Annotated in this window: 29 protein-coding genes; 10 read left to right on the plus strand and 19 right to left on the minus strand. The window is 42.4% G+C overall.

Going from position 1 to position 26,405, the window contains the following annotated elements:
• Positions 1-13: 13 nt before the first annotated feature.
• Genes J9317_RS15410 through J9317_RS15430 form a run of 5 tightly spaced genes read right to left on the minus strand, consistent with a single transcriptional unit; the run spans position 14 to position 3,689 of the window.
• Complete coding sequence (locus J9317_RS15410; RefSeq protein ID WP_211560071.1) at positions 14-457, minus strand: MarR family winged helix-turn-helix transcriptional regulator; 444 nt, start codon at positions 455-457, stop codon at positions 14-16.
• Between the two features lie 2 nt (positions 458-459).
• Positions 460-804: a hypothetical protein gene (locus J9317_RS15415; RefSeq protein ID WP_211560073.1), complete on the minus strand. Its 345-nt coding sequence runs from the start codon at positions 802-804 to the stop codon at positions 460-462.
• A gap of 16 nt (positions 805-820) precedes the next feature.
• Entirely contained in the window at positions 821-1,345 is a 525-nt protein-coding gene (locus J9317_RS15420; protein ID WP_211560075.1) for an NAD(P)H-dependent oxidoreductase, read from the minus strand.
• 27 nt (positions 1,346-1,372) lie between these two features.
• Positions 1,373-2,995, minus strand: coding sequence for a DHA2 family efflux MFS transporter permease subunit (locus J9317_RS15425; RefSeq protein WP_211560077.1), 1,623 nt, complete (start codon positions 2,993-2,995; stop codon positions 1,373-1,375).
• Between the two features lie 43 nt (positions 2,996-3,038).
• Positions 3,039-3,689: an HlyD family secretion protein gene (locus J9317_RS15430; protein ID WP_211560080.1), complete on the minus strand. Its 651-nt coding sequence runs from the start codon at positions 3,687-3,689 to the stop codon at positions 3,039-3,041.
• A gap of 369 nt (positions 3,690-4,058) precedes the next feature.
• On the opposite strand from J9317_RS15430, the gene J9317_RS15435 reads away from it, so the two are divergent.
• Positions 4,059-4,529: a MarR family winged helix-turn-helix transcriptional regulator gene (locus J9317_RS15435; RefSeq protein ID WP_211560082.1), complete on the plus strand. Its 471-nt coding sequence runs from the start codon at positions 4,059-4,061 to the stop codon at positions 4,527-4,529.
• Between the two features lie 33 nt (positions 4,530-4,562).
• Here J9317_RS15435 and J9317_RS15440 read toward each other — a convergent pair whose 3' ends face one another.
• Positions 4,563-5,003, minus strand: coding sequence for a Dps family protein (locus tag J9317_RS15440; RefSeq protein ID WP_211560084.1), 441 nt, complete (start codon positions 5,001-5,003; stop codon positions 4,563-4,565).
• 142 nt (positions 5,004-5,145) lie between these two features.
• Between J9317_RS15440 and ytzI the strand changes: the two genes are divergently transcribed.
• Positions 5,146-5,310 carry a YtzI protein gene (gene ytzI / locus J9317_RS15445; RefSeq protein WP_211560086.1) on the plus strand — a complete coding sequence of 55 codons (165 nt, stop codon included), beginning with the start codon at positions 5,146-5,148 and terminating at the stop codon, positions 5,308-5,310.
• A gap of 95 nt (positions 5,311-5,405) precedes the next feature.
• On the plus strand, positions 5,406-5,549 hold the full coding sequence (locus J9317_RS15450) for a lmo0937 family membrane protein (protein WP_211560088.1): 144 nt from the start codon (positions 5,406-5,408) through the stop codon (positions 5,547-5,549).
• A gap of 210 nt (positions 5,550-5,759) precedes the next feature.
• On the opposite strand, the gene J9317_RS15455 is transcribed toward J9317_RS15450, so the two are convergent.
• The 3 genes from J9317_RS15455 to J9317_RS15465 form a co-directional block, all read right to left on the minus strand.
• Positions 5,760-6,698: a manganese-dependent inorganic pyrophosphatase gene (locus tag J9317_RS15455; RefSeq protein ID WP_211560089.1), complete on the minus strand. Its 939-nt coding sequence runs from the start codon at positions 6,696-6,698 to the stop codon at positions 5,760-5,762.
• 202 nt (positions 6,699-6,900) lie between these two features.
• Positions 6,901-7,350, minus strand: a complete 450-nt coding sequence (locus J9317_RS15460) for a FixH family protein (RefSeq protein ID WP_211560091.1) — start codon at positions 7,348-7,350, stop codon at positions 6,901-6,903.
• A 619-nt stretch (positions 7,351-7,969) separates the two neighbouring features.
• Positions 7,970-8,443, minus strand: a complete 474-nt coding sequence (locus tag J9317_RS15465) for an S-ribosylhomocysteine lyase (RefSeq protein ID WP_211560093.1) — start codon at positions 8,441-8,443, stop codon at positions 7,970-7,972.
• Positions 8,444-8,629: 186 nt separating this feature from the next.
• Between J9317_RS15465 and yidD the strand changes: the two genes are divergently transcribed.
• A complete protein-coding gene (gene yidD, locus J9317_RS15470) occupies positions 8,630-8,869 on the plus strand; it encodes a membrane protein insertion efficiency factor YidD (RefSeq protein ID WP_211560095.1) in 240 nt (79 codons plus the stop codon).
• Here the strand turns inward: yidD and J9317_RS15475 are convergent.
• Positions 8,850-9,410 (minus strand): beta-class carbonic anhydrase, encoded by a 561-nt coding sequence (locus J9317_RS15475; protein ID WP_211560097.1) that lies wholly within the window; start codon positions 9,408-9,410, stop codon positions 8,850-8,852. The genes yidD and J9317_RS15475 overlap by 20 nt on opposite strands.
• A gap of 317 nt (positions 9,411-9,727) precedes the next feature.
• On the opposite strand from J9317_RS15475, the gene J9317_RS15480 reads away from it, so the two are divergent.
• Both J9317_RS15480 and J9317_RS15485 read left to right on the plus strand, forming a co-directional pair.
• Entirely contained in the window at positions 9,728-10,684 is a 957-nt protein-coding gene (locus tag J9317_RS15480) for a metal ABC transporter substrate-binding protein (protein ID WP_211560099.1), read from the plus strand.
• 624 nt (positions 10,685-11,308) lie between these two features.
• Positions 11,309-12,937 carry a M4 family metallopeptidase gene (locus J9317_RS15485; protein ID WP_211560101.1) on the plus strand — a complete coding sequence of 543 codons (1,629 nt, stop codon included), beginning with the start codon at positions 11,309-11,311 and terminating at the stop codon, positions 12,935-12,937.
• 51 nt (positions 12,938-12,988) lie between these two features.
• On the opposite strand, the gene J9317_RS15490 is transcribed toward J9317_RS15485, so the two are convergent.
• Together J9317_RS15490 and J9317_RS15495 are read right to left on the minus strand one after the other, a co-directional pair.
• A complete protein-coding gene (locus tag J9317_RS15490; protein ID WP_211560103.1) occupies positions 12,989-13,231 on the minus strand; it encodes a type B 50S ribosomal protein L31 in 243 nt (80 codons plus the stop codon).
• A gap of 290 nt (positions 13,232-13,521) precedes the next feature.
• Positions 13,522-14,169 (minus strand): pentapeptide repeat-containing protein, encoded by a 648-nt coding sequence (locus J9317_RS15495; protein WP_211560105.1) that lies wholly within the window; start codon positions 14,167-14,169, stop codon positions 13,522-13,524.
• A 264-nt stretch (positions 14,170-14,433) separates the two neighbouring features.
• Here J9317_RS15495 and J9317_RS15500 point away from each other — a divergent pair, with 264 nt between their 5' ends.
• The 3 genes from J9317_RS15500 (at position 14,434) to J9317_RS15510 (ending at position 17,104) form a co-directional block, all read left to right on the plus strand.
• On the plus strand, positions 14,434-15,795 hold the full coding sequence (locus J9317_RS15500; RefSeq protein WP_211560107.1) for a cytochrome ubiquinol oxidase subunit I: 1,362 nt from the start codon (positions 14,434-14,436) through the stop codon (positions 15,793-15,795).
• Positions 15,796-15,830: 35 nt separating this feature from the next.
• On the plus strand, positions 15,831-16,877 hold the full coding sequence (locus J9317_RS15505) for a cytochrome d ubiquinol oxidase subunit II (RefSeq protein WP_211560109.1): 1,047 nt from the start codon (positions 15,831-15,833) through the stop codon (positions 16,875-16,877).
• Positions 16,878-16,942: 65 nt separating this feature from the next.
• Positions 16,943-17,104, plus strand: a complete 162-nt coding sequence (locus tag J9317_RS15510; RefSeq protein ID WP_211560111.1) for a DUF1540 domain-containing protein — start codon at positions 16,943-16,945, stop codon at positions 17,102-17,104.
• Between the two features lie 315 nt (positions 17,105-17,419).
• On the opposite strand, the gene J9317_RS15515 is transcribed toward J9317_RS15510, so the two are convergent.
• The 7 genes from J9317_RS15515 to J9317_RS15545 form a co-directional block, all read right to left on the minus strand.
• Positions 17,420-17,593 (minus strand): hypothetical protein, encoded by a 174-nt coding sequence (locus J9317_RS15515; RefSeq protein ID WP_211560113.1) that lies wholly within the window; start codon positions 17,591-17,593, stop codon positions 17,420-17,422.
• 130 nt (positions 17,594-17,723) lie between these two features.
• A complete protein-coding gene (gene menC, locus J9317_RS15520; RefSeq protein ID WP_211562428.1) occupies positions 17,724-18,830 on the minus strand; it encodes an o-succinylbenzoate synthase in 1,107 nt (368 codons plus the stop codon).
• Positions 18,830-20,290 (minus strand): o-succinylbenzoate--CoA ligase, encoded by a 1,461-nt coding sequence (locus J9317_RS15525; protein WP_211560115.1) that lies wholly within the window; start codon positions 20,288-20,290, stop codon positions 18,830-18,832. The genes menC and J9317_RS15525 overlap by 1 nt, the downstream gene beginning before the upstream one ends.
• 93 nt (positions 20,291-20,383) lie before the next feature.
• Positions 20,384-21,202 carry a 1,4-dihydroxy-2-naphthoyl-CoA synthase gene (gene menB / locus J9317_RS15530; RefSeq protein ID WP_211560117.1) on the minus strand — a complete coding sequence of 273 codons (819 nt, stop codon included), beginning with the start codon at positions 21,200-21,202 and terminating at the stop codon, positions 20,384-20,386.
• 13 nt (positions 21,203-21,215) lie between these two features.
• Positions 21,216-22,019, minus strand: coding sequence for a 2-succinyl-6-hydroxy-2,4-cyclohexadiene-1-carboxylate synthase (gene menH / locus J9317_RS15535; RefSeq protein ID WP_211560119.1), 804 nt, complete (start codon positions 22,017-22,019; stop codon positions 21,216-21,218).
• Entirely contained in the window at positions 22,012-23,760 is a 1,749-nt protein-coding gene (gene menD / locus J9317_RS15540) for a 2-succinyl-5-enolpyruvyl-6-hydroxy-3-cyclohexene-1-carboxylic-acid synthase (protein WP_211560121.1), read from the minus strand. The genes menH and menD overlap by 8 nt, the downstream gene beginning before the upstream one ends.
• Positions 23,747-25,165: an isochorismate synthase gene (locus tag J9317_RS15545; RefSeq protein WP_211560123.1), complete on the minus strand. Its 1,419-nt coding sequence runs from the start codon at positions 25,163-25,165 to the stop codon at positions 23,747-23,749. Before J9317_RS15545 ends, menD begins: the two co-directional genes overlap by 14 nt.
• Before the next feature lie 246 nt (positions 25,166-25,411).
• Here J9317_RS15545 and J9317_RS15550 point away from each other — a divergent pair, with 246 nt between their 5' ends.
• Positions 25,412-26,347, plus strand: a complete 936-nt coding sequence (locus tag J9317_RS15550; protein ID WP_211560125.1) for a 1,4-dihydroxy-2-naphthoate polyprenyltransferase — start codon at positions 25,412-25,414, stop codon at positions 26,345-26,347.
• Positions 26,348-26,405 lie beyond the last annotated feature (58 nt).

Consider the following 26,405-nt stretch of genomic DNA (forward strand, 5'->3'; position numbering starts at 1 on the left):
TTTAAAAGAGCGCCTATTTTATGAAAGTATTCTGCTCAAGCTTATCAACCAAACAATAAAAATCTGCAAGCTCCCTTTCGTTAAAACAGGAAAAAAGTTCAGAAGCTAATTCATTGTGTGTGTATTTTGCTTCTTTCAAAAGCCGTTCTCCCTCAGCAGTCAGGGTTATGCGGATTTGCCTTCGATCGGATTCTAAATGGATTCTGTTCAGCCAGCCTCTTTTATGGAGCTGATTTGTTCCCATCGTGACAGCACTTGGCTTCACTTTTAATTTATCTGCAAGCTGGGTTGTTCCCATTTCGCCATCTTTTCCAAGTATCCATAAGATTTGCAGCTGGAACGGAGTAACCCCAAGCGGTTCGAGATTCTCCTTTACAAGCAAAGAATACTTTCTTTTAAATAAAATGGTCTTTTCTTGAACCCGCTCCAGCCATTCCGTTTCTTTCGGCTTCAGCATGATTACCGTTTCCCTTTATTCAATGTTTGCAAGGCTTTTCGATACGCATCATCATCCATTTTATGATTGTGCGCAGCTAGTTGGCCCTCTTCATTCTTAAATTGGGATAAGGCTTTACGGTATGCATGATCATTCATATTGTTAGATTCCGAAGAAGCAGGTTCTGATGGAGCAGCAGAGGCCGGATTCGTTTCTTTTTCATTCTGCTTTTCAGGCAGTTTGTCATCCTGCTGACTGCTGTTTGGCAGATCGTTCCTGCCTTTTGACCGGGACATTGCCTTCGTATTCGCAATTATAATGACGGCAAGCAATATGACCGCAACTACTATTAATAAACCGCCTAACATCTGCACTCACCTACTGTTATTTTGACATGCGTTTCGTAACTTCTGCTACACGTTCCCCTAAAGCCATCCCTAGTGCACGATCGCTTGCAGAAATAACTTCATTGCTTTCTACAGGACACGTAATACCGGCTCCATAATAGGAACCGTACAGGGCATTCTCAGGAGTGTTTCCCGGCAGTCCTGCAATAATCATTCCCTGATGAAGCATAGGGGTAATCAGGTTTAGCAATGTGGCTTCCAAACCGCCATGAGTAGTTGCTGTTGTGCAAAAAACAGCCCCGACTTTATTGATTAGTTTTCCTTCTGCCCAAAGATAGCCAAGTTTATCAATCCACGTCTTTAATCCGGCACTTATGGTACCGAAATGACCCGGGCATCCCCATATTATGGCATCCATTTCAGGAAGGTCGTATACATCTGCGTCATTGACGCTTTTTAGATAAACGGCTGCTTCCCTGGATTTTTCAGCACCAGCTGCAATCGCTTGGGCAAGTGCTTCCGTATGCCCGCCTTCACTGTCGTATACGATACAGATTTTCATTACAATTCCCCCAACTCTTCCGGCTGTTTATGAATGTACGTTTTTAGGTGCAGGGAGCATCCTTATTTCCTCTGAACGCTTAGAAACAGTAGGTTTTTCCGGAACCTTTTTATCTTTTCTCACGTCTCTCATAAAGAATGCAAGCACAAGTCCAATAAGTGAAATACCTGCTGCCCAGAAAAATGCGTCATTAATTCCGTGGATCGTGGAATCCTTGACCACCCTGGCATATAAAAGCTGAACGGCTTGCTGCTGCGCCTCTTCAGGTGACAAACTCATCGTTTGTGCGATTTTTTGAGTGAATTCGCTGAACGCTTCAGCAAAGAAAGGATCAGAAGTATTCATCTGGCTTCCCTGCTCTTCCAAATGGAATTCCGTTCTATTTGAATAAATGGTTGTAAGGAAGCTGATTCCAATGGAACCGGCCACCTGTCTAAACGTATTGGCCATTGTTGAACCATGGCTGCTAAGTCTGTCAGGAAGCTGATTTAATCCAGCTGTCATAATCGGCATCATAAGGAAAGACATTCCGAATGTCCGAATCATATACAAGATTAAGATATGATTATAGGTGGTATCCATTGTAAGCTGAGTAAATTCATAAGTCGTTATGGTCGTAATAACCATTCCGATAATACCGAGTGGTCTTGGTCCAAATTTATCGAATAGAATACCTGAGACAGGTGACATGATCAGCATAACGATCGCACCCGGCAGCAAGAGTAATCCTGAATCCAGAGGTGAATAGCCTCTAATGTTCTGCAAATAGATTGGAAGCAGGAACATCCCTGAAAACAGGCAAATTGTAATCGCAATGTTGATGATACTCGATAAAGTAAAGATTGAATATTTAAACACCCTTACGTCCAGCAGAGGGTCTTCAGATTTAAGCTGTTTGATTGTAAAAACAATCAATAGAATGACTCCGACACCCATTGATGATAAAACAATCGGGTCGGTCCATCCATCATTTCCCGCTTCACTAAAACCGTACAGGAGTAACCCCATACCAGCCAAAGAAGTGAAAATTGATAGGGAATCCGCTTTGATTTTCTCTGGCGGCGAGATGTCTTTTAGTCTAAAGAAGGCAATGATCAATACGATGGCTCCAAGCGGAACCATTCCGTTGAAAAGCAAATGCCAATCATAATTCTGAATTACAAAGCCAGATAGTGTAGGCCCGATTGCCGGGGCAAACATCATCGCTAGTCCAAAAATCCCCATCCCTTTCCCGCGGCTTTCGGGAGGGAAAATAAACACAATAATCGTCATAACGAGCGGAGCTAAAACTCCCCCGCCTATTGCCTGAATCAGCCTTCCCGTCATCATTATCGGGAAACTGCCAGCCAATCCGCAAATTAGGGATCCTATCGTAAAGCAAAACATAGCGAATAAAAACAAACGCCTTACTGCAAAACGCTTAATGAGATAAGCAGATAATGGAATCAGTGCTCCATTCACAAGCATATAACCAGTAAGAAGCCACTGAGCTGTATTGGCCGTTACACCAAACTCCGTAATGAGACGGGGTATCGCTACATTCAGCAGCGTTTGATTTAAAATGGCAAGGAACAAACCGAGCATTAATACAATCAAAAGCGGCATATGCTGACTGACGCCACTGTCTGATTTCGCTGCATTTTTTGTCATCACTCATTTCCTCCTTTCCTTAAAGCTTTCAGAAACACGTGACTTAGTTTTTAGAAATTTTCACTTCAGCATTCATTCCTGGAAGCACTTGTTCAGAATAATTCGTAATAGAAATTTTCACAGGAACGGTTTGAGTTACTTTTGTATAATTTCCATCATCATTGGATTTAGGCATTAAAGAGAAAAGGGAATTGGTTGCATATCCGATTTTTTCAACCTTTCCTTCAATGACTGTTCCGCCGTCGCCATCAACTATGACGTCTGCATCGTCTCCCACTTCAATATCCTGAAGCGTATCTTCTTTTAAATTAGCTGTAATATACAATTCGCTGAGATTTACTTCACTTGCAATGGTCTGGCCAGGCTGTGCCATTTGTTCATTATCCATTTGTTTTTTAATAATGGTTCCGTCTGCAGGGGCCGTTATAGATTGAGTGCTGTTTGCAGTGCTGTTTGCAGCGCCGATTTTGGCAATTTCAGCACCCTTTTTGATTTCATCGCCTTCTTCAACATTCATACCTGAAACTTTTCCGGCTGCAGGGGCCTTAATTGAATGAAGGTCACCTGCCACCTTTGCATTGTCAGTCGTCACATAATTTGTTTGCTGGAAGTAGTAGTAAACGCCTCCTGCGACTAGCGCAAGGATAACTACAATCCCTATAAAATTAATTAAAATCAGCCGTCCTCTGGACATAAATATTCCTCCTTGTTTCGTATTCAATATTACCATTATAAAAATACTTCTTGATAAAGTTACTTTTTAATAAAGGTATTTACGATTCGTAACTTTAACATATTTTTTTGTATTTTTACAGTAAAAACATTTGCCTTACTTTACATTGAATAAAAGTTGAACTAAATTTATAGGAGAAAAGGGAAAGAAATAAAAGTATAAAAGCGAAAGTGACTTGAACAGCCCCGACAAAAATATGTAAAACACTTATTCCTTCTATGGGTGAAGGACTCACGGCCTTAAGGGGAATGCGCCGGAGCTTACCGAAGATATCTTTGGTCAAGTAATGACTGTGAAAGTTTACTTAATTATTTTAAAAGGGGAACCTTCATGAAAAACAATTTAAGCAGTCAGCTGGAGAGGCTGGATGAGATAAAAGACACCTTATTTATGCATAAGCGCCAGCTGATCGAGATGAAAATTAAAGAGATGCCGTATAATTTGACCCCCACTAAATACCACATCCTTAAATTCGTATTCAAACAAAAAAAATGCAAAGTAGCTGAAATCTCCCAGAAATTACTCTTAACATCAGGTGCTACTACCACCCTTTTAAATCAGCTGGAGGACGATTTGCTCCTTAAAAGGGCAAGAGACAGCCAAGACCGGAGAATTGTCTGGATTGTCCTCACAGACCAGGGAGATCAATTTGTAGCAGGTATGATTGAGCAGCGGAATCTCTTCTGGAAAGAAATGCTTTCGGTACTGAATATGGAGGAAAGAGAAGAGTATTTCAGGATTTTGAATAAAATCGAAGCGGGTATTCTTCAAAAAGACGCCGCCGAAAAAAAGGATCAATAAAAAACGGAACCCTGAGGGCTCCGTTTTTTCAGTTCATTTTCCCAAATACGCTTTCAGCATCCAATTATGCTTCTCTAGACTTTGGTGAATAGCAAGAAGCATATCCCCAGTTGTTTCGTCCCCTACCTCAGCGGCAAGCTCCATACCTTCTTTCAGTTCCTGAGCGACATGTAAAAAGTCCTTATGCAGCTGCTCGACCATCTGCTCAGCAGTTTCGCCGCCTTCTGCTTCCTGGATTGTCGAAAGCTCGAGGCACCCTTTCATGGTAGCAGCCGGTTTTCCCTGAAGGGCAAGCAGCCGCTCTGCTAACTCGTCAATATTTGTACCTGCCTCGTTATAAAACTCTTCGAATTTAACATGAAGCGTAAAGAAATCTTTTCCTGTCACATACCAGTGATAATTATGCAGTTTTACATAAAGGACTGTCCAATTGGCAACCTGCTTATTGACCTTGTCCAGCAATTTTTGAGACATTATGTATTCCTCCTTCGATGATAAATCTGCTAAGAATTTCCCCTCATTATCATGTCTCGAAAGGCATCCCAATATCCTTTCTGCATGGTAATATAAAGGAAAGCGTTCTCAGTGTGGATTGTTCAGTAAGGAGGAAACAACCATGTACTTATGGATTCTTGGGATCTGCATCATTATTGTTTTCGTTGTATTAGCCTTAAGTGTGGTTACGACCAATAAAGCATACAAATATGAACACACTATTGACCCTATGGAGGAGGAGGAAATCAGTCCCCCAGTCAATAAAAAGGACTCTGCTGAAAAGTAGAGTTTTTTTATTTCGAATGGGTTCAGTATGTTTTAATTTGCGAAGTTCGGGGAATCTAATTACTACAACTACATGTTCGAAAAGGAGAATGAACCATGCTTTGGACGATTATTTGGATTTTACTGATCGTTTGGCTAATCGGCTTAGTTTTCAAAATAGCCGGAGCTGCAATTAACCTGATTTTAATCATTGTACTGGCTCTGATTGTAGTCAAATTTGTTAAACGGAAAAGGCTGTAGATGCCATTTAAAATAAGCGCACTTATTCAACTGGCGCAGCTTCGGGGCTGCAAGGGTGTTTGAGAGGAAGGGCTTACGCTGTGTAGGTGCTGCAAAAAAATACTTAAGAACAGAACCGAATTGATTCGGTTCTTTATTTATGTTCATTACAAATGCAGAATATCATTCAATGAAGAAGGCCCTCCTGATTGCAGGAGGGCCTTTCATTTATCAGCTGTTTGTTGAGCTGAATGTTTCAGTTAATATCGGAACGATTTGCTTCTTGCGGGAGACCACGCCTTTTAGCAGCGCTCTGCTGTCCTCGATTTTCACATTGTATGCTCTTTCTACTGCTTCAACTTCTCTTCCTGAAGCAAGAGCAATGGAATCACTTTCAAGAATATCTGTTACGACAAACAGAAACAGATCCAAACCCTTTTCAGCAACAACATGTGCAATTGCCGCTTCAATTTCGCTTTGACGAACCAGGATATCATTTGGATCCACTGCATTCACCTGAGCAATTTCAACTCGGCGTGTTCCCATTTGGAATTCCTTTGCATCCAGAGAAATGAGTTCTTCCACTGTTTTGCTGCTTAAATCAGCTCCCGCTTTCAGCATTTCCAATCCGTAGCTTTCGAGGTCCACCCCGGCAATTTCAGCTAGTTCTTTTGCTGCAGCAATATCCTGCTCCGTGCAGGTAGGTGATTTGAAAAGCAAAGAGTCAGAAATGATGGCTGAAAGCATGAGACCCGCTGTATCCTTTTCAATCTCTACGCCGTTCTCTTTATACATTTTATTTAAAATAGTCGTGGTGCAGCCCACTGGCTCTGCACGGTAGTACAATGGATCGCTTGTCTCGAAATTTGCAATACGGTGATGATCAATCACCTCAAGAACGCTTACTTCTGTAATATCATCCGCACTTTGCTGACGCTCATTGTGATCAACGAGAATTACATGGTTAACCTCTGCCGATACTTTTTCCACTAAACGCGGTGCCTGTTTATTGAACGTATCTAGCGCATATTGTGTTTCACCATTAATTGAACCTAATCGAACAGGCTCCGCGTTCAAACCAAGCTTATTCTTAAGCTCTGCATAAGCAATGCTTGAACAAATTGTATCTGTATCTGGATTTTTATGACCGAAAACCAATACTTTTTCCATCGTATCCTGCTCCTTGCTATAGATAGAGTATTTTGCAGCGTCCGCTTTGAACCCTGCTTCCGTTCTCTATTCTATCACATCTTTATTATTTTTTCGGCAGGGGATTTTCTGCATTAGACGAGTCTGTAGTACCTCAAAGCAGCTTTAGGATTATCCTTCCCGCTCAAATCGAGAAGTAATTAAAAAACCCCGCGTGGCGGAGTTAATGGTGATGCCCTGATTCTTTCTCTTCTTTATCCTTTCCGTTATCCGCAGCATGTCCTACTATTAGCTTAACCTTTGGCATGACATGCAAATCTCTCGCAGTTACGTGGGTTTGCAAATAATAAATCCCATCCTCTTTAAACGCCTTTGAAATGGAATAGACCCCGTTTCCGCTATGTTCTGCTTTCACCATTTCGCTTTGTTCCTTCGAACCTGACTCCCAGATTTCAAACTCGACCGAGCTTGCGTCCTGGACCATTCCCTTCCCCTGTGTCACTTTCACTTCATATTTTTGAGTTTCATTTTTGCGGATCACTTTCGGCACACTGATTTTTGCATTGACCATTTCAGGGACATCTGAAGCTTTACTGCCTGTTGCCTGGCATGCTGCCGTCAGAAATAAAACTGCAGATAATAGTACAAGCAATGTCCAATCTTTCCATTTCATATGTATCCCATCCCGTTTTCGACTTTCTTTTATTATAAGAAACACTGTAAGCGGTTTCTATAGAAGATGAAAAAAATTGATTCATAAGAAAAGCGGAGGGCGCTTGACCGTGCCAGCGGCTTCTGGCAAGGAGGTTCTGCTAGAAGCGCGGCGTCCTGCCGCAACGCTGAACTGACCTGCATCGTGCAGGCCTCCCTGAGAGACGGTGGAACCGGGACTGGCAAAGTCGCTCTTTGACTTTGACTGAACCGGTGAAGCGGCCGAAGGGCTAGCCGCTGGACCTGGACAATAAGAAAAGCGGAAGCGGCTTGTTCAGCTCTGAGAGACGGTGGAACCGGGACTGGCAAAGTCGCTTTTTGACTTTGACTGAACCGGTGAAGCGGCCGAAGGGCTAGCCGCTGGACCTGGACAATAAGAAAAGCGGAAGCGGCTTGTTCAGCTCTGAGAGACGGTGGAACCGGGACTGGCAAAGTCGCTTTTTGACTTTGACTGAACCGGTGAAGCGGCCGAAGGGCTAGCCGCTGGAGCTGGACAAAGAAAGATAATTGGGTAGAAATTTATACTTTCTTATCTTTACAAAAAAGCCTGACAGCGGATTGCTGTCAGGCTTTACATAAGATTATCCGAATACTTTTTCAAGCTCTTTCTTATCCTGATCAAGCCAGAACTTCATCAGACGCTTCGCTCCATCCAAATCATGAAGCTTCGCTTGTCCGCATTGCTTTTCATTTGCAGCTGGAATTTCGTCAATTTCAATTGCTGACTTTAATGTATCCTCAAGAAGATCTATAATTTCCTTAACAGTCGGCTCTCCGCTGACTACAAGATAGTAACCCGTTTGACAGCCCATTGGCGAGATATCAATAATATCAAAATGATCGTACTTTTCTGCATGGTCACGAATATTAAAAGCAAGCAAATGCTCAAGCGTGTGAATCGTGTCGGGTTTCATTGCCTGTTTGTTCGGCTGGCAGAAACGGATATCAAATTTATTAACAACACCATCGGATCCTACTTTATGGACGCCGCAATGTCTTACGTAAGGTGCTTTGACTGCATTATGATCAAGCTCAAAGCTTTCTACTGATGGCATATTTTTCACTCCCTATTCATATTCCATAAGCCTATTGTAACAATTCCGATAAGAACCATCAACTTAATTGGCTTTGGTTTTTTTATGTTCTTTGCTTTTTTATTCCCTTTGACGTAAATTTATAACATTAAGGTACATTTGTCCGGGCGTTTACACGTTCATATCATTAATAAAAGGAGGCGTATCATGAAAACATTGTTTTTGAAGCTCATTCGATTTTATCAAAAATTTATCTCTCCAATGACTCCGCCTTCTTGCCGATTTTACCCTACCTGCTCAAATTACGGTTTAGAGGCAATTCAAAAGCATGGAGCCATTAAAGGAAGCTGGCTGACAGCCTTAAGAATTCTTAAATGCAATCCTATGCATCCAGGCGGGTTTGATCCGGTTCCCGAAAAGAAGGAATCTACTCATACCCATTCGTAATCAAATCCAGCTTGCCCGTTCCAGGATCAATTACCAGTCCATGAACCCTAACATCGGCCGGAAGCAGGGGATGATTTTTTATGACATCTACACTATGTAAAACACTATCCTCTACTTTATCAAAGCCCTGAAGCCATTTATCTAAATCCATGCCCGAGTAGCGAAGCAAATCGATTTTATCCTGAGAGATGCCGCGGTTCTTGGTTTTTTCTAAAAATGACTTTGCATTCAGCTTGCTCATTCCACAGTCATGATGGCCGACAACACATATTTCTTCAGCACCAAGCTCATAAACAGCAACCAGCAGACTCCTCATAATACTTCCAAACGGATGCGCCACTATAGCCCCTGCACTTTTTACAATCTTCACGTCACCGTTTCGGAAGTTCATGGCATTTGGCAGAAGCTCAACCAGCCTTGTATCCATACATGTAAGAATTACGAGCTTCTTATCAGGAAATTTGCTTGTTTCAAATTTTTCATATTGTTTAGTTTCGACGAATGTCTGGTTGTGTTCTAAAATGTGATCAAGTATCTTCACTGTCATCTGCTCCTTTGCATTCATATCACATCCAATATAGCATATACCATTCCAATCGTGTCTATTTCATATATACGTTTAAACCAAAATGATTAAGAGAAGCTTAAAATGCGAACTCCCTGGATTGGACGAACTAACACCAAAAGCGATAAAAACCTTATTTTCACCGATTTTAATCAGTCTGCAAAAGAGCGCTCTAGTAGAAAAGTGACGATATTGACTAAATTTCTAGCTATTGCCGGTTCTCAAATCGTAACCTTTACGATATAATAGCGAAGGATATTAGGAACTGGTTTATTTTTGAGAGGAGAAACACAATGAGAAAAATAGCTCTTGCTTTAATTTTGCTCCTCGCTGCGGCTTCATCACTGGCGGGATGTTCATCAAGCGGCGAGACGAACGAGGCGAAGAATGGCAGATTGAAAATATATACGACGATTTTCCCGCTTGAAGATTTCACAAAAAAAATCGGCGGAGATCTAGTGGAAGTTAAAAGCGTGTATCCTCCTAATACAGACGCACATTCCTTTGAACCCTCCACTAAAACCATGGTTAAAATTGCAGAGGGTGATGCTTTTATTTACACTGGAGCAGGCATTGAAGGGTTTGCTGATAAAGCGGCAGAAACATTAAAGAATGAGGATGTTGAAATCGTTAAGGCAGCAGAAGGAATTGAACTCGCTAAAAGTGCAGCTCATTCTCATGAAGGAGAAGCAGGCCATGATGAACATGAAGGACATGAACATGGAGATACCGATCCTCATGTTTGGCTTGATCCAATCCGTTCCATCCAGATGGCTGAAAACATAAAGAATGCACTCGTTAAAAAACACCCTGAAGGCAAAGAAACCTTTGAGAAGAATTTCGCTGCATTAAAGACAAACCTTGAGAAATTGGACAAGGAATATAAGGATACTCTTTCCAAAACGGATAAAAAGGAAATTCTCGTTTCTCATGCAGCATATGGCTACTGGCAGGAACGCTATGGAATTGAGCAAATTAGTGTAATGGGGTTATCAGCTTCAGATGAGCCCTCCCAAAAGCAAATCAGCGCCATCATTAAGGACGCTAAAGAACATGAAATCAAACATGTAATTTTTGAAAAGAATATCAGCAGCAAGCTCTCAGAGATTGTGCAGAAAGAAATTGGAGCAACTCCTTTAACTGTAAGTAATTTGGAATCCGTAACCGAAGAAGATGCAAAAAACAGCGAGGATTATTTCAGTCTTATGAGAAAAAATTTAGAGACCTTGAAAACCGCGCTGACAGAATAATAAAAGTTAAACCGCGACGCCCGCCGGCCTTGCGGTTTTTTTAAACTAATATAGCTACGACCATCTTCCCTTCCTCCAAATATCTGTTCCAATGTCATTTGAAAACGCATACTTCTTGCCGTTATTAGCTTGAATGAGCAGACTCTTCCATGCTGTGATAGGAAAAATGGGCATTTTGCCATTAATCCCTCATGCACGCAACCTCCTGAAGGCACAGTTAACGTCCTATAAATGTCGAGAAAAAACGGTAAACCCATAGGGATAATAGGTCTATCCCCCTTTGCAAATCATCTCGTATTTCATCCCGAATTTAACCCTCTCCTATATTACTATATTAGAAAATAGATTCACTATCGCTTTAAAGCATATAATTGAGAAGGTTTTTCAATAATAAAATCAATTTTCCAAAGGGATTTTCCTTAAAATTTTCATATTTTCTTATGTGTAAAAGCATATTTTGTTACATAATCTTCCCCTTGAATCCTATTCCCTATAATTTCCGAAGCTATATGAGTCCTATTAATCATTTTGAATTTTTAGAAAACTTTTGATATGTTTTTCCGTTTGATGGTGCTACTATTCTATTTGTAATACACAATTTCATATTTGGAGAGGGGAATTCGTTTGAACAAAAAGTTTGCTGCAATAGTTATTGGTACTGCATTAACATTAGGCTCCGCCCTGCCGTCTGCATCTGCTTTGACTGCTCTAACAGACAATAATTTTCAAGAGAAAGCACAGCTTGTCCAGAAGCAATGGCTTAAAGACAAAGGCAGTCCATCTTTTCATACCGGTATTAAATCCTCTATTAAAGTTCAAAAAGAAGCAGATGCAAGAAGCTTCCTTAAGCAAGAAAACGCAGTAAAGATTGATCCCTCCAATGAACTGACTCTCTTGAGCGAAGAAAAAGATGAACTTGGATTTACTCATTACAAATACATTCAATCGGTAAATGGTGTACCAGTGGATGGCGCTGTGTATATCGTTCATACTGATAAAAACGGTACAGTAACTGCTGCAAATGGAGCTTTGCATGATGACGTTAAAGCACAGGTTAAGAGCACAAAAGCAAAAATCTCCAAATCTAAGGCTTCAGATTTGGCATGGAAATCTATTAATCTATCTAAAAAAGAAACTGAAGCTGAAGAACAGTCCATTCCCCAAGGTCCTGTTAAGAAAAGCAATGTGAAAAGTTCAAATGAAAAAGGCGAGCTTGTTCTTTACAAGAAAAACAATCAATTCCATCTGGCTTATAAAGTTCAGCTTCAATTCATTAAACCATACGGAGCCAACTGGCAAATCTACGTTGATGCAAATACAGGAGAAATTATTGATTCCTACAACGCAGTAAACGATGCAACAGGCTCCGGGACAGGGGTATTGGGTGATACGAAATCCCTGAATACTTACTTCTCAAGCAATACTTATTATTTATATGACATTACAAAGGCTATGACAGGTGTAATTGAGACGTTTACAGCAAAAAATGGATCAAGCCTTCCCGGTTCTTATTCCGTTGACAGCGATAACGTCTTCAATGCTACTGGACAGCGTGCTGATGTAGACGCTCACTTCTATGCAGGAAAAGTGTATGATTACTATAAAAACACTCACGGACGTAATAGTTTCGACGGTAATGGCGGTACAATCCGCTCTACTGTTCATTATGGCAGCCGCTATAACAATGCGTTCTGGAACGGATCTCAAATGGTTTATGGAGATGGAGATGGCTCTACCTTCACTTCCCTTTCCGGAGCATTGGATGTTGTTGCCCATGAGCTTACACATGCTGTGACTGAAAGAACAGCGAACCTGCAATACCAAAACCAATCAGGTGCATTAAATGAATCTATGTCCGATGTTTTTGGATACTTCCTTGATCCGGATTACTTAATGGGTGAAGATGTCTACACTCCTGGCAGATCCGGTGATGCCTTAAGAAGTCTTTCTAATCCCGAAGCATATGGACAGCCGAGCAACTTCGCTAACTATGTATACACATCTTCTGATAATGGAGGAGTTCATACGAACAGCGGTATCCCAAATAAAGCCTTCTATTATACAGTTCAAAGCATCGGTAAATCAGCAGCTGAAAAAATCTACTACCGTGCATTGACTAGATACCTGACTCCAACAAGCAGCTTTAGCAATGCCCGCGCAGCTCTTCTTCAATCTGCTGCAGATTTATATGGCAGCGGAAGCAGCACGTATAACGGAGTCGCTAGTGCCTGGACTCAGGTAGGCGTAAACTAATTTCATGAATTCAAAAAGTCGGCTTCCTTCAATGGAAGCCGACTTTTCATTTTACATATTATATTTTTTCATGAAACGATCAGCGCGGCCGCCTTTATCAGCAAACTTCTGTCTGCCAGTATAGAACGGATGAGTATCCGCAGTCGTTTCCATTTTAATGAGGGGATAGGTATTCCCGTCCTCCCACTTAATTGTTTCGTTGGCCCCTTTAGTTGAGCCGCTTAAAAATTTGAATCCGCTATTCACGTCCATATAGACGACTTTTTGATAGTTTGGATGTATGGCTTGTTTCATGATTATTACCCCTTCCTTACAAATCGTAATGTTTACGTTTTAATATTAACAAATGGTCGTGACCATGTCAATTTTGGCGTTTTTATATAGGCTTTATAGGAAAGGAGAGGGCCGGACTCATTGGGGGGACAAACCCGTAAAGAACCTGCACACCGCCTCCCTGCGGAGAGCGAATCAGCCATTCTCATTACTGTAAGGGATCATCCTGAAGCGAAAATCAGCCAAAAACAATAGAATTTCAAACAGTGAAAGGAGCTTTGAAAATTCACTTTCCGGACAGTCCCGCCACTTTATTCTTTTATACGCAGCCCTAGTAGCGCAGCAAAACCAATTGCCTGTTCAGAAGAAACCACACAGCCTTCCAAATTTCCAGGCTGCAAACTAATCTGATCATAATGACATGTACTTATGTCTATCCCTTTTAAAGCAGTGCCTGTAAAATCAGCGGAGTTCAAATCACATTGTTCAAATATAATCTTATTAAATCTAGCATCGAAAAAATTGACATTTTGCAAAGATGAACGTTCAAACGTAATTTGTTTTAAACGGGCATCCCCAAAATCGGCCAAATTTAACAGACAGTTTTCAAAGGTTACATTTCCGAGATTAGCCTCCGAAACATTCAGCCCCATTAGTTTGCAGTCCTTGAAAACGACTCTGTTTAGATTTCCCTCGCTTAAATCAACATTGGACAAATCACAGTTTTCAAAAACAGCATCTGTTAAATCAATTCTCTTAAAAGAAGCATTTACCAGACGCACATGATTAATTACTACTTTGGAAAGAGTTAATTTATCAATTTCCACATAATCAGCCTCGGTGTTTGAAATCAGGCAGTTGGACATATATGGGTCTTCATCATCAAATACGTCCTGAAAATTTCCCTCTTTAAGATCTTTTGGGATTTTTGGACGTTCCATTTTAAAATTTAAGGTCACGAAGCATTAGCACCCTTCAAAGGATAATTTTAAAAAACATTAATGAAAACATACCATAGCAAGGAGTTTTCATATAAGTCTTTATTTTGGTTAGTCATTGTGTTCTCAGAAGGAGCCTATTCTTTAAGTACCCCGTTTTTCAGCTCTGGATTTATATGAACCCAGCCATATCAGCTGTCTGCTTTTCTAGAGTGATAACACGAATAATGATTGGTAAAAAGCGGATAATAAGGAAAGGAAATCAGACAGGAAAGGCGGATTGTTATGACAGATTTAGTGTTTGCTCGCTCCCTTTTTGGAACGACGATGGGATTTCATATTATCTTTGCAACACTCGGGGTAGGAATTCCATTGATGATCTTTTTTGCTGAAATCATGTTTCAGCGTACGAAGGATATTGATTACTCGATTATGGCCAAGCGCTGGACAAAGGGTCAGGCTGTTCTCCTTGGAGTGGCAATCCCTACCGGAACCATTGCAGGAACGCAGCTGACCCTTTTATGGCCAGGCTTTATGGAGGTAATTGGACGAGTCATGTCCCTACCTTTTCAAATCGAAATTTATGCATTTTTCATTGAAGCTCTGTTCATGTCCATCTACGTTTACGCATACGACCGAATCGGACCGAAAACAAGACTTCTTAGTGTATTTTTTATTTTTCTGGGCGCAACAGCATCAGCCGTTCTGATAACAAATGTTCATGCTTTCGAAGGGACTCCGGCAGGCTTTCGAATTCAAAATGGAGAGATTGTGGATGTTGATCCATGGGCGGCATTTTTCAATCCCAGTTTCCTTGTTTCCGCTGCTCATGTAGCGTTTTCCGCCTTTATGACCGGAGCTTTTATGATCACCACAATTGCAGCCTTTAAAATGCTGAAAAACAGAAAAAACGAGCGGCTATTCACCTTTCACCGAAAGGCATTTATTATGAGCCTTCTAATTGGACTCGTGTCCTCTTTTTTAACTGCCATTAATGGGCACGAATCGGCTCAAATGCTTCATGAGTATCAGCCTGAAAAACTAGCCGCAGCAGAAGGCTTATTTGAAACCCAGGACCATGCGCCGCTTGCAATAGGCGGATTCACCGACAGAGAGGCGCAGGAAATCAAATATGGGATTGAAATTCCCTGGGCGCTGAGTTTTCTTGCTGGTAACAGCTTTGATACAGAAGTAAAAGGCCTTAACGATTTCCCGGAGGAATATTGGCCTCCATTATTCGTTCACACCCTTTTTAACGCAATGGTATTAATCGGCAGTGCACTGATTGGACTTTCACTATTCGGTCTTGTGTGGAAGAAATTTATAAAGAGGCCTTTCCCTAAATGGTTTTTATGGGTCTGCATTCCAGCCGGTCCCCTATCCCTTCTTTCCATCGAATTCGGCTGGATTTTTGCGTGTACAGGCCGTCAGCCGTGGGTGATCTACCGATTGCTTAAAACGTCTGAGGTCGTGACCAAATCCGGAAATATTGGAACGCTGTTTTTATGCTTTACTGTTGTGTACGCCATATTAGGGACCGCCGTTCTTCTTGTTCTTCTTTATTACTTCAAGCGGAATACCGTTGAAAAAGATCTTGCGGCTGCTCAGGGTAATTCCAGAGAAGGAAATGGTGTAGATGTTTATTAAAGCGCTCAAGCGACTACATAAGGAGGCAGCACAAAATGGGCGTATCCGCTGATGCACTACTCGCGATCACAGTCCTTTGGGGTTTTATTTTTATCTATGCTGTAATGGGAACAATGGACTTTGGCGCAGGCTTTTGGTCGATGATTTACTTAAATCAGAAAAAGACAAAAGCAACCAATATCGCAAACCGCTATTTAAGCCCCACTTGGGAAGTAACAAATGTTTTCATCGTGGCAATTGTCGTAGCTGTGTTCAGTTTTTTCCCGGGGGCAGCCTATATTCTTGGAACCGTCCTGCTCATACCGGGAAGCATGATTCTCTTACTTCTTGCAATCCGAAGCGGCTTTCTCGTCTTCTCCCATATTGCAAAGGATTATGAACGTGCCTTAACCTATATTTCAGGAATTTCCGGGTTTATCATTCCAGCCCTATTGATTTCCATATTGCCTATTACGCACGGCAAGTACATCAAAGTAGTGGATGGTGTCCACCAGCTTCAAATTGGTACGGTTTTCACAAGTCCCAATGTTTTCGCCTTTATAGGATTTGCCGTAAGCAGCACCTTATTTCTCTCCTCCCTGCTGCTTGCCGACTATTCACGCAATCTTGCCGGCGAAGAAAAAGCCTATGAAGTTTATCGGAGAGACGCTCTGATTACTGGCCCGATTTCACTTGTCATGGCTTTTCTTATCATGCTGACGCTTCGTTCAGAAGCAAGCTGGATTTACAGCAATATGATGGAATATTTGCCTGCACTCATCAGTTCAGTGGTCATGTTTTTAATTGCCGGAGCAGCTCTGTTTATCCCATTTAAAAACAGAAACACTCTGGGAAGACCGAGAATTGCCATGGTCGCTGTTTTATTGCAATATTTTTTCGCAAGCTATGCCTACGGACGCGCCCATCTTCCATATATGATTTATCCTGATATTACACTCGACGCAGGATTCACTGATCCAAATACATTTCATGCTCTATTTATCAGCTACATTGTAGGGTTTGCCATTCTTTTTCCAGGCTTCATTTTCTTCTGGAACTTGTTTATGAAAAACCCCAAAACCGCAGAGGAAAATGAATCCTGAAGATATCAGGTATGCAATGGCAGCCAAAGTGAAAAAATAACATTAAAGTGAAGGAGGAATACAGGATGTCCCATCAAAAAATTCAATGTGAAGTAAACAACTGCACCTACTGGGGCCAAGGCAACAACTGTACGGCCGATGCCATCTATGTAGTCAGCCATGCAGGGAATCATGCAAGCAAAAGCGAAGAAACAGACTGCAAAACCTTTAAACCACAGGATCTATGAGTAAATCCGGCCTAATGGCCGGGTTTTTTCATTTGGCCATGTTAAAGCATGATGTTGATTTTTGACACCTGTTGATTGGAGCGGAAGGCGTGAGACTCTTGCGGGAGCAGCGGGACAGGTGAGACCCCGCAGCGGCGAAGCCAGGAGGAGGCTCACCGCCCGCCCAAAGATAAGCGAATGCCTGCTAGCTGCAATCAACAGCTAAGTTTCACAGGACTTTCATTTAGAACCCGGCAGCCCTGCACACCTTTTGAAAACAGTAAAAAAACACCAGTAAATCGTACTGGTGCAAACAGATGAGCGCTTTTGGATGGGTTATTGGGTTAGAGTTTGCTGGGCTTGAAGCAGCAGGTCTTGAATTTCGTCTTTGGAGAGCTGGGTCAGCTCCTGGACGGTGTCAGGGGAGACATTGCGTTTTAACAGCAGCGCGGCTATAAACCTTTTCCTTTTCAGCGGATCGTGATCACTGGTTCCAGCACAAGCATTCATAAAATGTGGATCCCTCCTTTCCACGAAAGTATAGCGCTGAAAAAGGCTTGGGGCAAAGCAGCATATTGCTTTTATCTCCCTTTATTTAGCGTTTTTACTTGTAAAAAAATAATAACCCCGGCTTAGGAGGTTATTTTGAAAACGTAAAAATCTGTTTTGTATATTTTTTTAATAGCTGCCGGTTTACTTCAAATCCAATTCCTGGACCTTCGGGAACTAGAATTTCTCCGTTTTCTACGATGACTTCAGGTACAATGATGTCCTCATGCCAATATCTTGACGAGGACGAAATATCCCCTGGAATGGAGAAATTTGAAAGCGACGCCGCGGCAATATTATGGGCTCTGGAAATTCCCGTTTCAAGCATTCCTCCGCACCAAACTGGAATTCCCTGTGCCTGGCAGATATCGTGAATTTTTTTTGTCTCGGCTAGTCCTCCTACCCTGCCTGGTTTAATATTGATGATTCGGCAGCTGCCCAGGTTTATTGCTTTTCTGGCGTCATCTGCCGATTCAATACTTTCATCAAGACAGATCGGAGTTTGGATTTTTCTTTGCAAAACAGCATGGTCGATGATATCATCAGCAGCTAACGGCTGTTCAATCATCATTAATTCAAATTCGTCCAGCGCTTTCAACAGGTCTGCCTGTTCAAGTGAATAGGCGGAGTTCGCATCTGCCATCAATGGCAAATTTGGATAAGCCCTTCGGATTTCCCTGATTAATTCAATATCTCTGCCAGGCTTGATTTTCACCTTAAATCTTTTATATCCGGAAGCAAGTGCACCTTCTATTGAAGCAAGCATTTCCTGAAGAGGGGCCAGGCCAATTACGATACCAGCTTCAATATGCCGCTTCGTTCCTCCCATTAGGTTCGATAAGGACTGCCCAGTTTGCCTGCCATACAGATCCCAGCAAGCCATTTCAAGAGCTGCCTTCGCCATCCGGTTTCGTTTCAAGCTTGAAAAGGAAGCACTTACTTCATTTGGGTGGGAGTAATCTGTGTTCAGACAAATCGGAATCAGAAAATCTTCAAGCATATGCGCACTCGTCTTAACCGTTTCCTCTGTATACCAGGGAGAAGAAAAAGCGACGCCCTCCCCCCATCCAATTATGCCCTGTTCGTCCTCAGCTTCTACGATAATGCTTTCCCTGTTTTCTACTCTTTCAAGACTTGATTCAAATGGTTCAACAAGCTTCATTTCCGTCAGATGCAAGGTTATTTTTTTTATTTTCATCATTGCATCATCCCTTTCAATACATGTCTTTGAAGCTTGCGGGAGGCGTTTCTCGGGAGTTGGCTTACAAAAGTAATCCCATTGGGCACTTTATATTTTGCCAATTTTTTAGCGCTGAAGTGAAGCAGTTCATTCGCAGTCAGGTTTTCTGAGGCTACTACGAATGCGTACGGGACCTGTCCCCATTTTTCGTCTGGAACTGCTGTAACTCCTGCTTCCTTTACCAAAGGATGCTCCATCAGCACCGATTCAATTTCTGCAGGATATATGTTTTCGCCACCTGAGATGATTAAATCTGAGCGCCTGTCCAGAACATAAAGGAAACCATCCTCATCCATTCGCCCGATGTCACCCGTATGAAGCCAGCCTTTTTTAAGCGCTCTCGCTGTAGCCTCTTGCCTGTTCCAATATCCCTTCATGACATTCGGTCCTTTAACCATAATTTCACCCGGCTCGTTGATTTCTGCAGCAGCTCCGGATTCTTTCACAATTTTTATTTGGCACGGGAAAAGCGGTTTTCCGGCAGAGCCTGATTTCCGAAGTGAATCTTCCATGGAGAGTGTTGCAAACTGAGAGGAGGTTTCCGTCATACCATAGGTTTGAACGACAGGAATGTCCTTCTCTTTGCATTGATTAAGTAAGGACGCAGGCGCAGGCCCCCCGCCTAAAAGCATGCAGCGGAATGTTTTTGGATAGGAACGCTCTTTAAGATTTTCCAGCATCCCGTCAAGCATCGTACTCACCACTGAAATGATACTGGTTTTATTATGGATGATGGATTGATTAATGGTTTCGGCATCAAAACGCTCATGGAGGCTAACGGTCATTCCGTAAATAACACTTCTAAACAAAATAGAAAGCCCGCTTATATGAAACAAAGGCACTGCTGCCAGCCATTTGTCTTCCGTATGCAAACCAAGGTTTAGTGCAGAACCAACGGCGCTCCAATAGTGATTGCCGAACGTTTGCATGACCCCTTTCGGTTTTCCTGTCGTACCGGAAGTGTACATAATGACTGCAGTTTGATTTAAATCGTATTCTTCCTCGTATACTGCAGGCTTTTGTAATAAACGTACGGCATCCATTAAGGATAATTTTTTATTTTCATTTACTGGTACGCGGTCATAATATTCCGGAGATGCTATGATGAGTTTTGCTCTAGAATCGAGAAACTGATACTCCCATTCTTCTTCTGTAAGCCTTGTATTTAAAAGGACTGCAGTTGCCCCGCAATAAAACACTGCATGAATAATTTTGACCATTTCTGCACTGTTCCCCATCAGAATGGCAATATGATCGCCCTTCTGGATTCCAAGGCTCCCTAAAGCGCCAGCCCTTCCCAGCACTTCTTGATGCAGCTCCAAAAAGGTTAAGGATTCTTCCGCTGTCTCTAAAGCAATCCTCTCAGGTGTCATATACGCCCGCTGCTTGAGCCAGTTCGGCATAGTCGTTGTTTCCATGGTTCTGCCTCCTCTCTTAATGGTTATCCAAACTAACCAAGCTTTTAATACAAAGACAGGCAGCCGGTTAAGGGCTGCCTGTAAAGCTTCGGTTTAAGGAAAACGAGGGAATTGCTTGAAATCAGGATCGCGTTTTTCTTTAAACGCATCTCTTCCTTCTTTCGCTTCATCCGTTGTGTAATATAAAAGAGTTGCATCACCGGCAAATTGCTGAATTCCTGCAAGACCATCTGTATCTGCGTTAAATGCAGCTTTAAGGAAGCGGATAGCAGTTGGACTCTTTTCAAGAATCTCCTCACACCATTGAACTGTTTCTTTTTCAAGCTGTTCAATCGGTACAACGGTATTGACAAGTCCCATATCCAACGCTTCCTGTGCATTGTATTGACGGCAAAGGAACCAAATTTCACGGGCTTTTTTATGGCCTACGATTCGTGCTAGATAGCCTGAACCGTATCCGGCATCAAAGCTTCCCACTTTAGGTCCTGTTTGTCCAAATACGGCATTATCCGCTGCAATCGTCAAATCACAGACGATATGAAGAACATGTCCTCCTCCGATTGCATAGCCTGCTACCATTGCGATAACCGGTTTAGGAATAACACGGATCAGTCTTTGCAGGTCAAGAACATTTAGACGAGGGATTTGGTCTTCGCCTACATAGCCGCCATGGCCGCGTACTTTTTGGTCTCCGCCTGAACAGAAGGCTTTTTCACCGGCACCTGTCAGGATAATAACTCCCACATTGGAGTCGTCTCTTGCATAAGCAAAAGCATCAATAAGCTCCATTACCGTTTTTGGACGGAATGCGTTATGTACTTCCGGGCGGTTAATGGTGATTTTTGCAATTCCATTGTAAGTTTCATAAAGAATATCTTCATATTTACGTTCTGCTACCCATTCAAATGACATTCTGAAAACCTCCCTATTGTTTTAGAAACCCATTTACTATTGTACCAAAAATCCGAGGTTGTTCCACATGGATTGCATGGCCTGCATCATTTACTTCTATATACCGGCTATTTTCAAACAGTTCGGCCATTTCTCTTCCGATTTTGCAAAACTTGGCATCAAGCTCTCCAACCAGTATAAGGACGGGCAGAAGGCATTGGTGTAGTTGTCCCCACCAGCTATACTGAATACCCGTACCCATCCCCCGGAGACTGTTGGCAAGTCCTATAGTGCTATTTGAAAGACGCTGTTCCCGAATCGCCCGTCTTTTTTCCGGCGGAAGAGCTGCCTGACTTGAAAACAGCGGCAGCTTTTCCCATGCATCAACAAAAGAAGCAACCCCGCCTGCCGTTATTTTTTCTGCTAAAAGTCTGTCGCTGTTTATCCGCTTTGTTCTCTCCTCAAGCGTCTTAAGACCCGGAGAGGCACTTTCAAGAATCAAATGAGACACTCTTTCCGGAAACAGTATGGTAAAGTTCAATGCTGTGCGGCCACCCATTGAATAGCCGGCAACAGCTGCTTTGTTAATATCCAGTTCATCTAAAATAACAGCTAGATCCTTGCATACTTCGGCCATTGTATAGCGTGCTTCTTCAGCAGGTGCTTCCGTCTTCCCATGACCGATTAAATCAATTAGAATGAGCTTCCACCCTGTGAGCGCTGGGATCATTTCTTCCCAGTCGCTGCCTGCACCCGTAAATCCATGCAGGAGCAAAAGAGGAGAACCTCCACCGATGACTTGGAAATGATAGCGCACACCTCTGATCGTTTTAATCATAGCTTACATCTTTCATTATTTCCTGGGAAACAAATTGCAGCAAATCACGATGTATTTTGACACGTGTTTTGCGGTTTGTAGGAACTTCAATAATCTGGATACCTTTTTGTCCTGCAGACGTTTTAAAAGCCGACGCGAATTCTTCCCAACTTTGAATAAGAGAATATTCTGCTCCATATAATTGAGCCGCTTTTCCATAGTCCAGGCCAATAGGTGTACCGAATAATTGCTCAAAATGCTTTTCTTCGGCAGATTGGGGCAGGAATGAAAAAATTCCTCCGCCATCGTTATTCAGCAACACAATAGTCAAAGACAGATCATTCAACTTGGCTCCCAAGAGACCATTTAAATCGTGATAAAAAGATAAGTCTCCAATGACGAGAACGGTAGGAGATTGAGAAGCTGCCGCCACTCCCATGCTTGAGGAAACAACACCATCAATCCCGTTTGCCCCTCTATTAGCGTAAATGGTAATATTCTTATCCGTTACTCCGAAATACGTATCAGCATCCCGTATAGGCATACTGTTTCCTACAAATAGCTGGGAATCATCCGGCATAAGCTCCATCAGCTCCAGGAATGCTTTTCCTTCAAATAAATCGCCGCCCTCGTCAAGTAAAGGCAGATGATTTCTAAAAATTTGATTGGCATGCTTCCATGCTAAAGCATACTCATCATTTTTCTTGAAAATTTCAGTTGAAAGCTCTCGGCAAAAGGCTGCTTCATCAACAGAAAACATTTCTGCAGCTGCTAAAGTCGGGTCGCGCCACTTGCCATTCTGATCAACGACAATCTGATAAATCTCAGGTGAATCTCTGAGCATAAGAAACAGCGGCTTAGAAACGGGCATGGCTCCCAATCGGATGACCGCTTCAGGTTTTAGTCTCTCTCTTAATGTTTCATCTTTTAATATGGAATCATAATTTTCAATAATCATGTCTTTTGAGTGAGAACCTGTCCGCATATTGGAAAGGGGGTCGGCAAGTACCGGAAATCCTGTCGCTGATGCAAGAGCTGCCACAGCCTCCTTGTATGCATGTCCTTGTATTTCCCCGCATACAATCAATCCCTTTTCCATACCGCTCAGTGACTCAATCAGCCTTTTAATTTCTGCGCCTTCAGCCAGTGTAACTGCCTGGCCTTTACGTGCTTGTTTTTGTCTCGTTCCTTCTTCCCGCCAAAGGGAAGGAAGTTCGAGATTAGGAATCAGGGGTTCTCTGAATGGAAAATTCAAATGGACCGGGCCCATTGGTACAGCAGCTGACTGGCTGTACGCTCGTGCCGCTAGAGTTCTGGCATACCGGTGCATAAAGGGCCGATCCTCTGGAATTGCTGCATCAGTAAACCATTTTACATAGCTTCCGTACATTTCATTCTGATTAATCGCTTGAGGAGCTCCTACATCCCTCAATTCATGCGGACGATCTGCTGTCAGCACGACTAATGGTACATTTGAATAATGAGCTTCAACCACTGCTGGATAGTAATTAGCAGCAGCTGTACCGGATGTGCACAATAAAGCAACGGGCCGCTGGAGGCGCTTTGCCATTCCGAGAGCATAAAAACCAGCGGATCTCTCATCAATTTGGAGATGAGTCCTTACTTCAGGGTGCTCTGCAAGCAGAATGGCAAAAGGAGTTGATCTTGAGCCCGGGCTGATCACGGCATCTGTTATCCCCTGTGCTGCAAGCTCATCAATAAATCCTGCAGCATAACGGGTTAAAGAATCACGTCCTGTCATATTTCAGGCCTCCTAAAGCTGAAAGCATCGGCCTTAGCTTCATTTTTGTCTCTTCATATTCCATCTCCGGATCTGAATCCTTAACAATTCCGCACCCTGCATATAAAACAGCGGAATTTTCATTCACAAGACTTGAGCGGATTGCGACTGCAAATTCACCGTTTCCTTCTGCATCAAGCCATCCGATCGGCGCGGCATACCAGCCCCGGTCCATCGGTTCGATATCTCTAATCATACTCATTGCTTTTTCCTGCGGCAATCCTCCAAGTGCCGGTGTCGGATGCAGGTGTTTAACGATATCAAGGAGCGAAGAATGTTTATTCAAGAATCCCTCAATTGGTGTATATAAATGCTGAACGTTTTTGGTTTTATAAATTCCCGGTCCATCCGGACAATGAAGATCTGAACAATGATTAAGAAGAGCTTCTCTTATCATTTTTACTACATAAGCATGTTCTTCAAGGTTTTTTTCGTCCTCCAGCAGCGCACTCTCGAGCATCTGATCCTCTTTATTCGATGACCCCCTTTTTATTGTTCCCGCAAGACATGCAGAACGGACGTGCTGATCCTTTATTTGCACAAGCCTCTCCGGTGTAGCACCTATAAAGCTTGAGGTGCCGTTTTCAAAAATAAACCGGAAAGAGGATTGCTGCTCTTTAATCAGTGTTTTCAGGGCTCCCTGGACATCAATCGGCTTTTCAGAATCAAGGGTAATGTCTCTTGCAAGAACAACCTTATCAAGTTCTCCTTTGCGTATTGAATCTGTTGCCTTTGAAATGGAGGCGAGCCATTCTTCTGTGTGGTGCTCATTCATTTCGAATGGAGCGGGAGTGCTGCAAGCAGTAATTTTACCCCTGCAAAGCTTCTTTATATACAAAGTCCGTTTAGTAAAGTCAGCCTCTGCCTCTTCAGCTGTCTCATTGGGCAAAATCACCTTTGAGATAGTGATTTCAGGCTTTTGCCCTTTTTTCCAGGTGCATAAAAAACTCGGAAGAACAAACCGGCCTTCCTTATATGGCTTCCAGAGATGGTTATTATTTTTTAATGGATCAAAAGAAAATCCGCCCATTAGGATTGGACCCTTTTTATAATCAGAATCTGCCGAGTCCGTATACTTTTTAAAGCGCTTCCATTCGATTTCAATCTCCGTAAATCTTGCATTGGACTGTTCAGCTGTATCTATAATCCATTCATTTCCTGCTCCAACCATGGTCTCATCTGAATTAGGAGACATCCAAAATGTTCTCTCACCAGAATAAAGATCTTCCGCTGCAGCATAAAAATGAAGGGGGTTAATATGTGGAACAGGAATGGTTCGGCTGACGATAACCTGCTGCCCCTGCCTGGCATCATCAACAGCTAAGGCTAAAGTCTCCCTGAATGTTTTGCGCATTGTGGTAATCACCTTGCATACCCCCGTAATCCGTAAAAATCGCTTTTTCTAACATACACCCGCTTAAAGGGTGTGTCAATAGAATGAAACAGGCATATTCTGCTTCTCATCCTTATTATAATACGTTTTCTTATTCGAATAAATTGGAAACCCTCAGGAGCTATGCCCGCACGGACTCATTGACAGTAAGTGTCTATTTAACTACACTTATAATTGAAGAAGATTGTCTTCTATTGTGAACTAAAGGAGAGAAGAGAAATGCACCCTGACACACACACGCATTCAGCTCCTTCCATAGAACCTGATAAAAATTGGCGGATTTGGTGGATGCTTATGCGGCCTCACACCTTAACGGCAGCCTTTATTCCGGTAGCGATTGGAACCGTAATGGCCATGAAGGAAGGATCATTTAACGTTTTGCTGTTTTTATCAATGCTGGCAGCCTCAGTTCTCATTCAGGCAGCCACCAATATGTTTAATGAGTATTTTGATTACAAAAGGGGACTAGATAACGAAAACTCCATAGGAATTGGAGGAGCGATTGTACGGAATGGCGTTAAGCCGCAAACTGTTCTTAGTTTGGCATTTGCTTTTTTCGGAATATCAACCTTACTGGGCATCTATATCTGCTTCCAATCGAGCTGGTGGATTGCTGCGATTGGCACACTTTGCATGATTGCAGGCTATCTGTATACAGGCGGACCTCTGCCTATCGCTTATACACCGTTTGGAGAACTGACAGCAGGTCTTTTCATGGGAGTCGTCATTATCCTGATTTCTTTTTATATTCAAACCGGAACAATCAGCATGGATGCCTTCCTGATTTCGCTGCCTGTCTCGATATTGGTGGGAGCCATTCTTCTTTCCAATAATATCCGGGATTTGGACGGCGATAAAGAAAACGGCCGCAAAACTCTGGCCATTTTAATGGGGCGCAAAAAAGCCATTGATTTCCTGGCTCTATTATTTATCTGTTCTTATATATTTATTATTGCCTTTATTGTTGCAGGGACCGCATCTTTTTGGAGCCTTCTTGTATTCCTGAGTGTACCAAAATCCGTCTTTGCTGTTAAAGCTTTTAGAGGTAAAAGTCTTCCAATTGAAATGATGCCGGCTATGGTGGCTACAGCACAAACCAACACACAGTTTGGCCTGCTGCTCGCTGCCGGACTCTTTATAAGCTATCTAGTGTAACACGGTCCAAGACCGTGTTTTTTTTTGCTGTTTGCCCATACTAAGTAAAGGTATTTAA

This window comes from Metabacillus flavus (genome assembly GCF_018283675.1).
In the GTDB taxonomy this organism is placed as follows: domain Bacteria; phylum Bacillota; class Bacilli; order Bacillales; family Bacillaceae; genus Metabacillus_B; species Metabacillus_B flavus.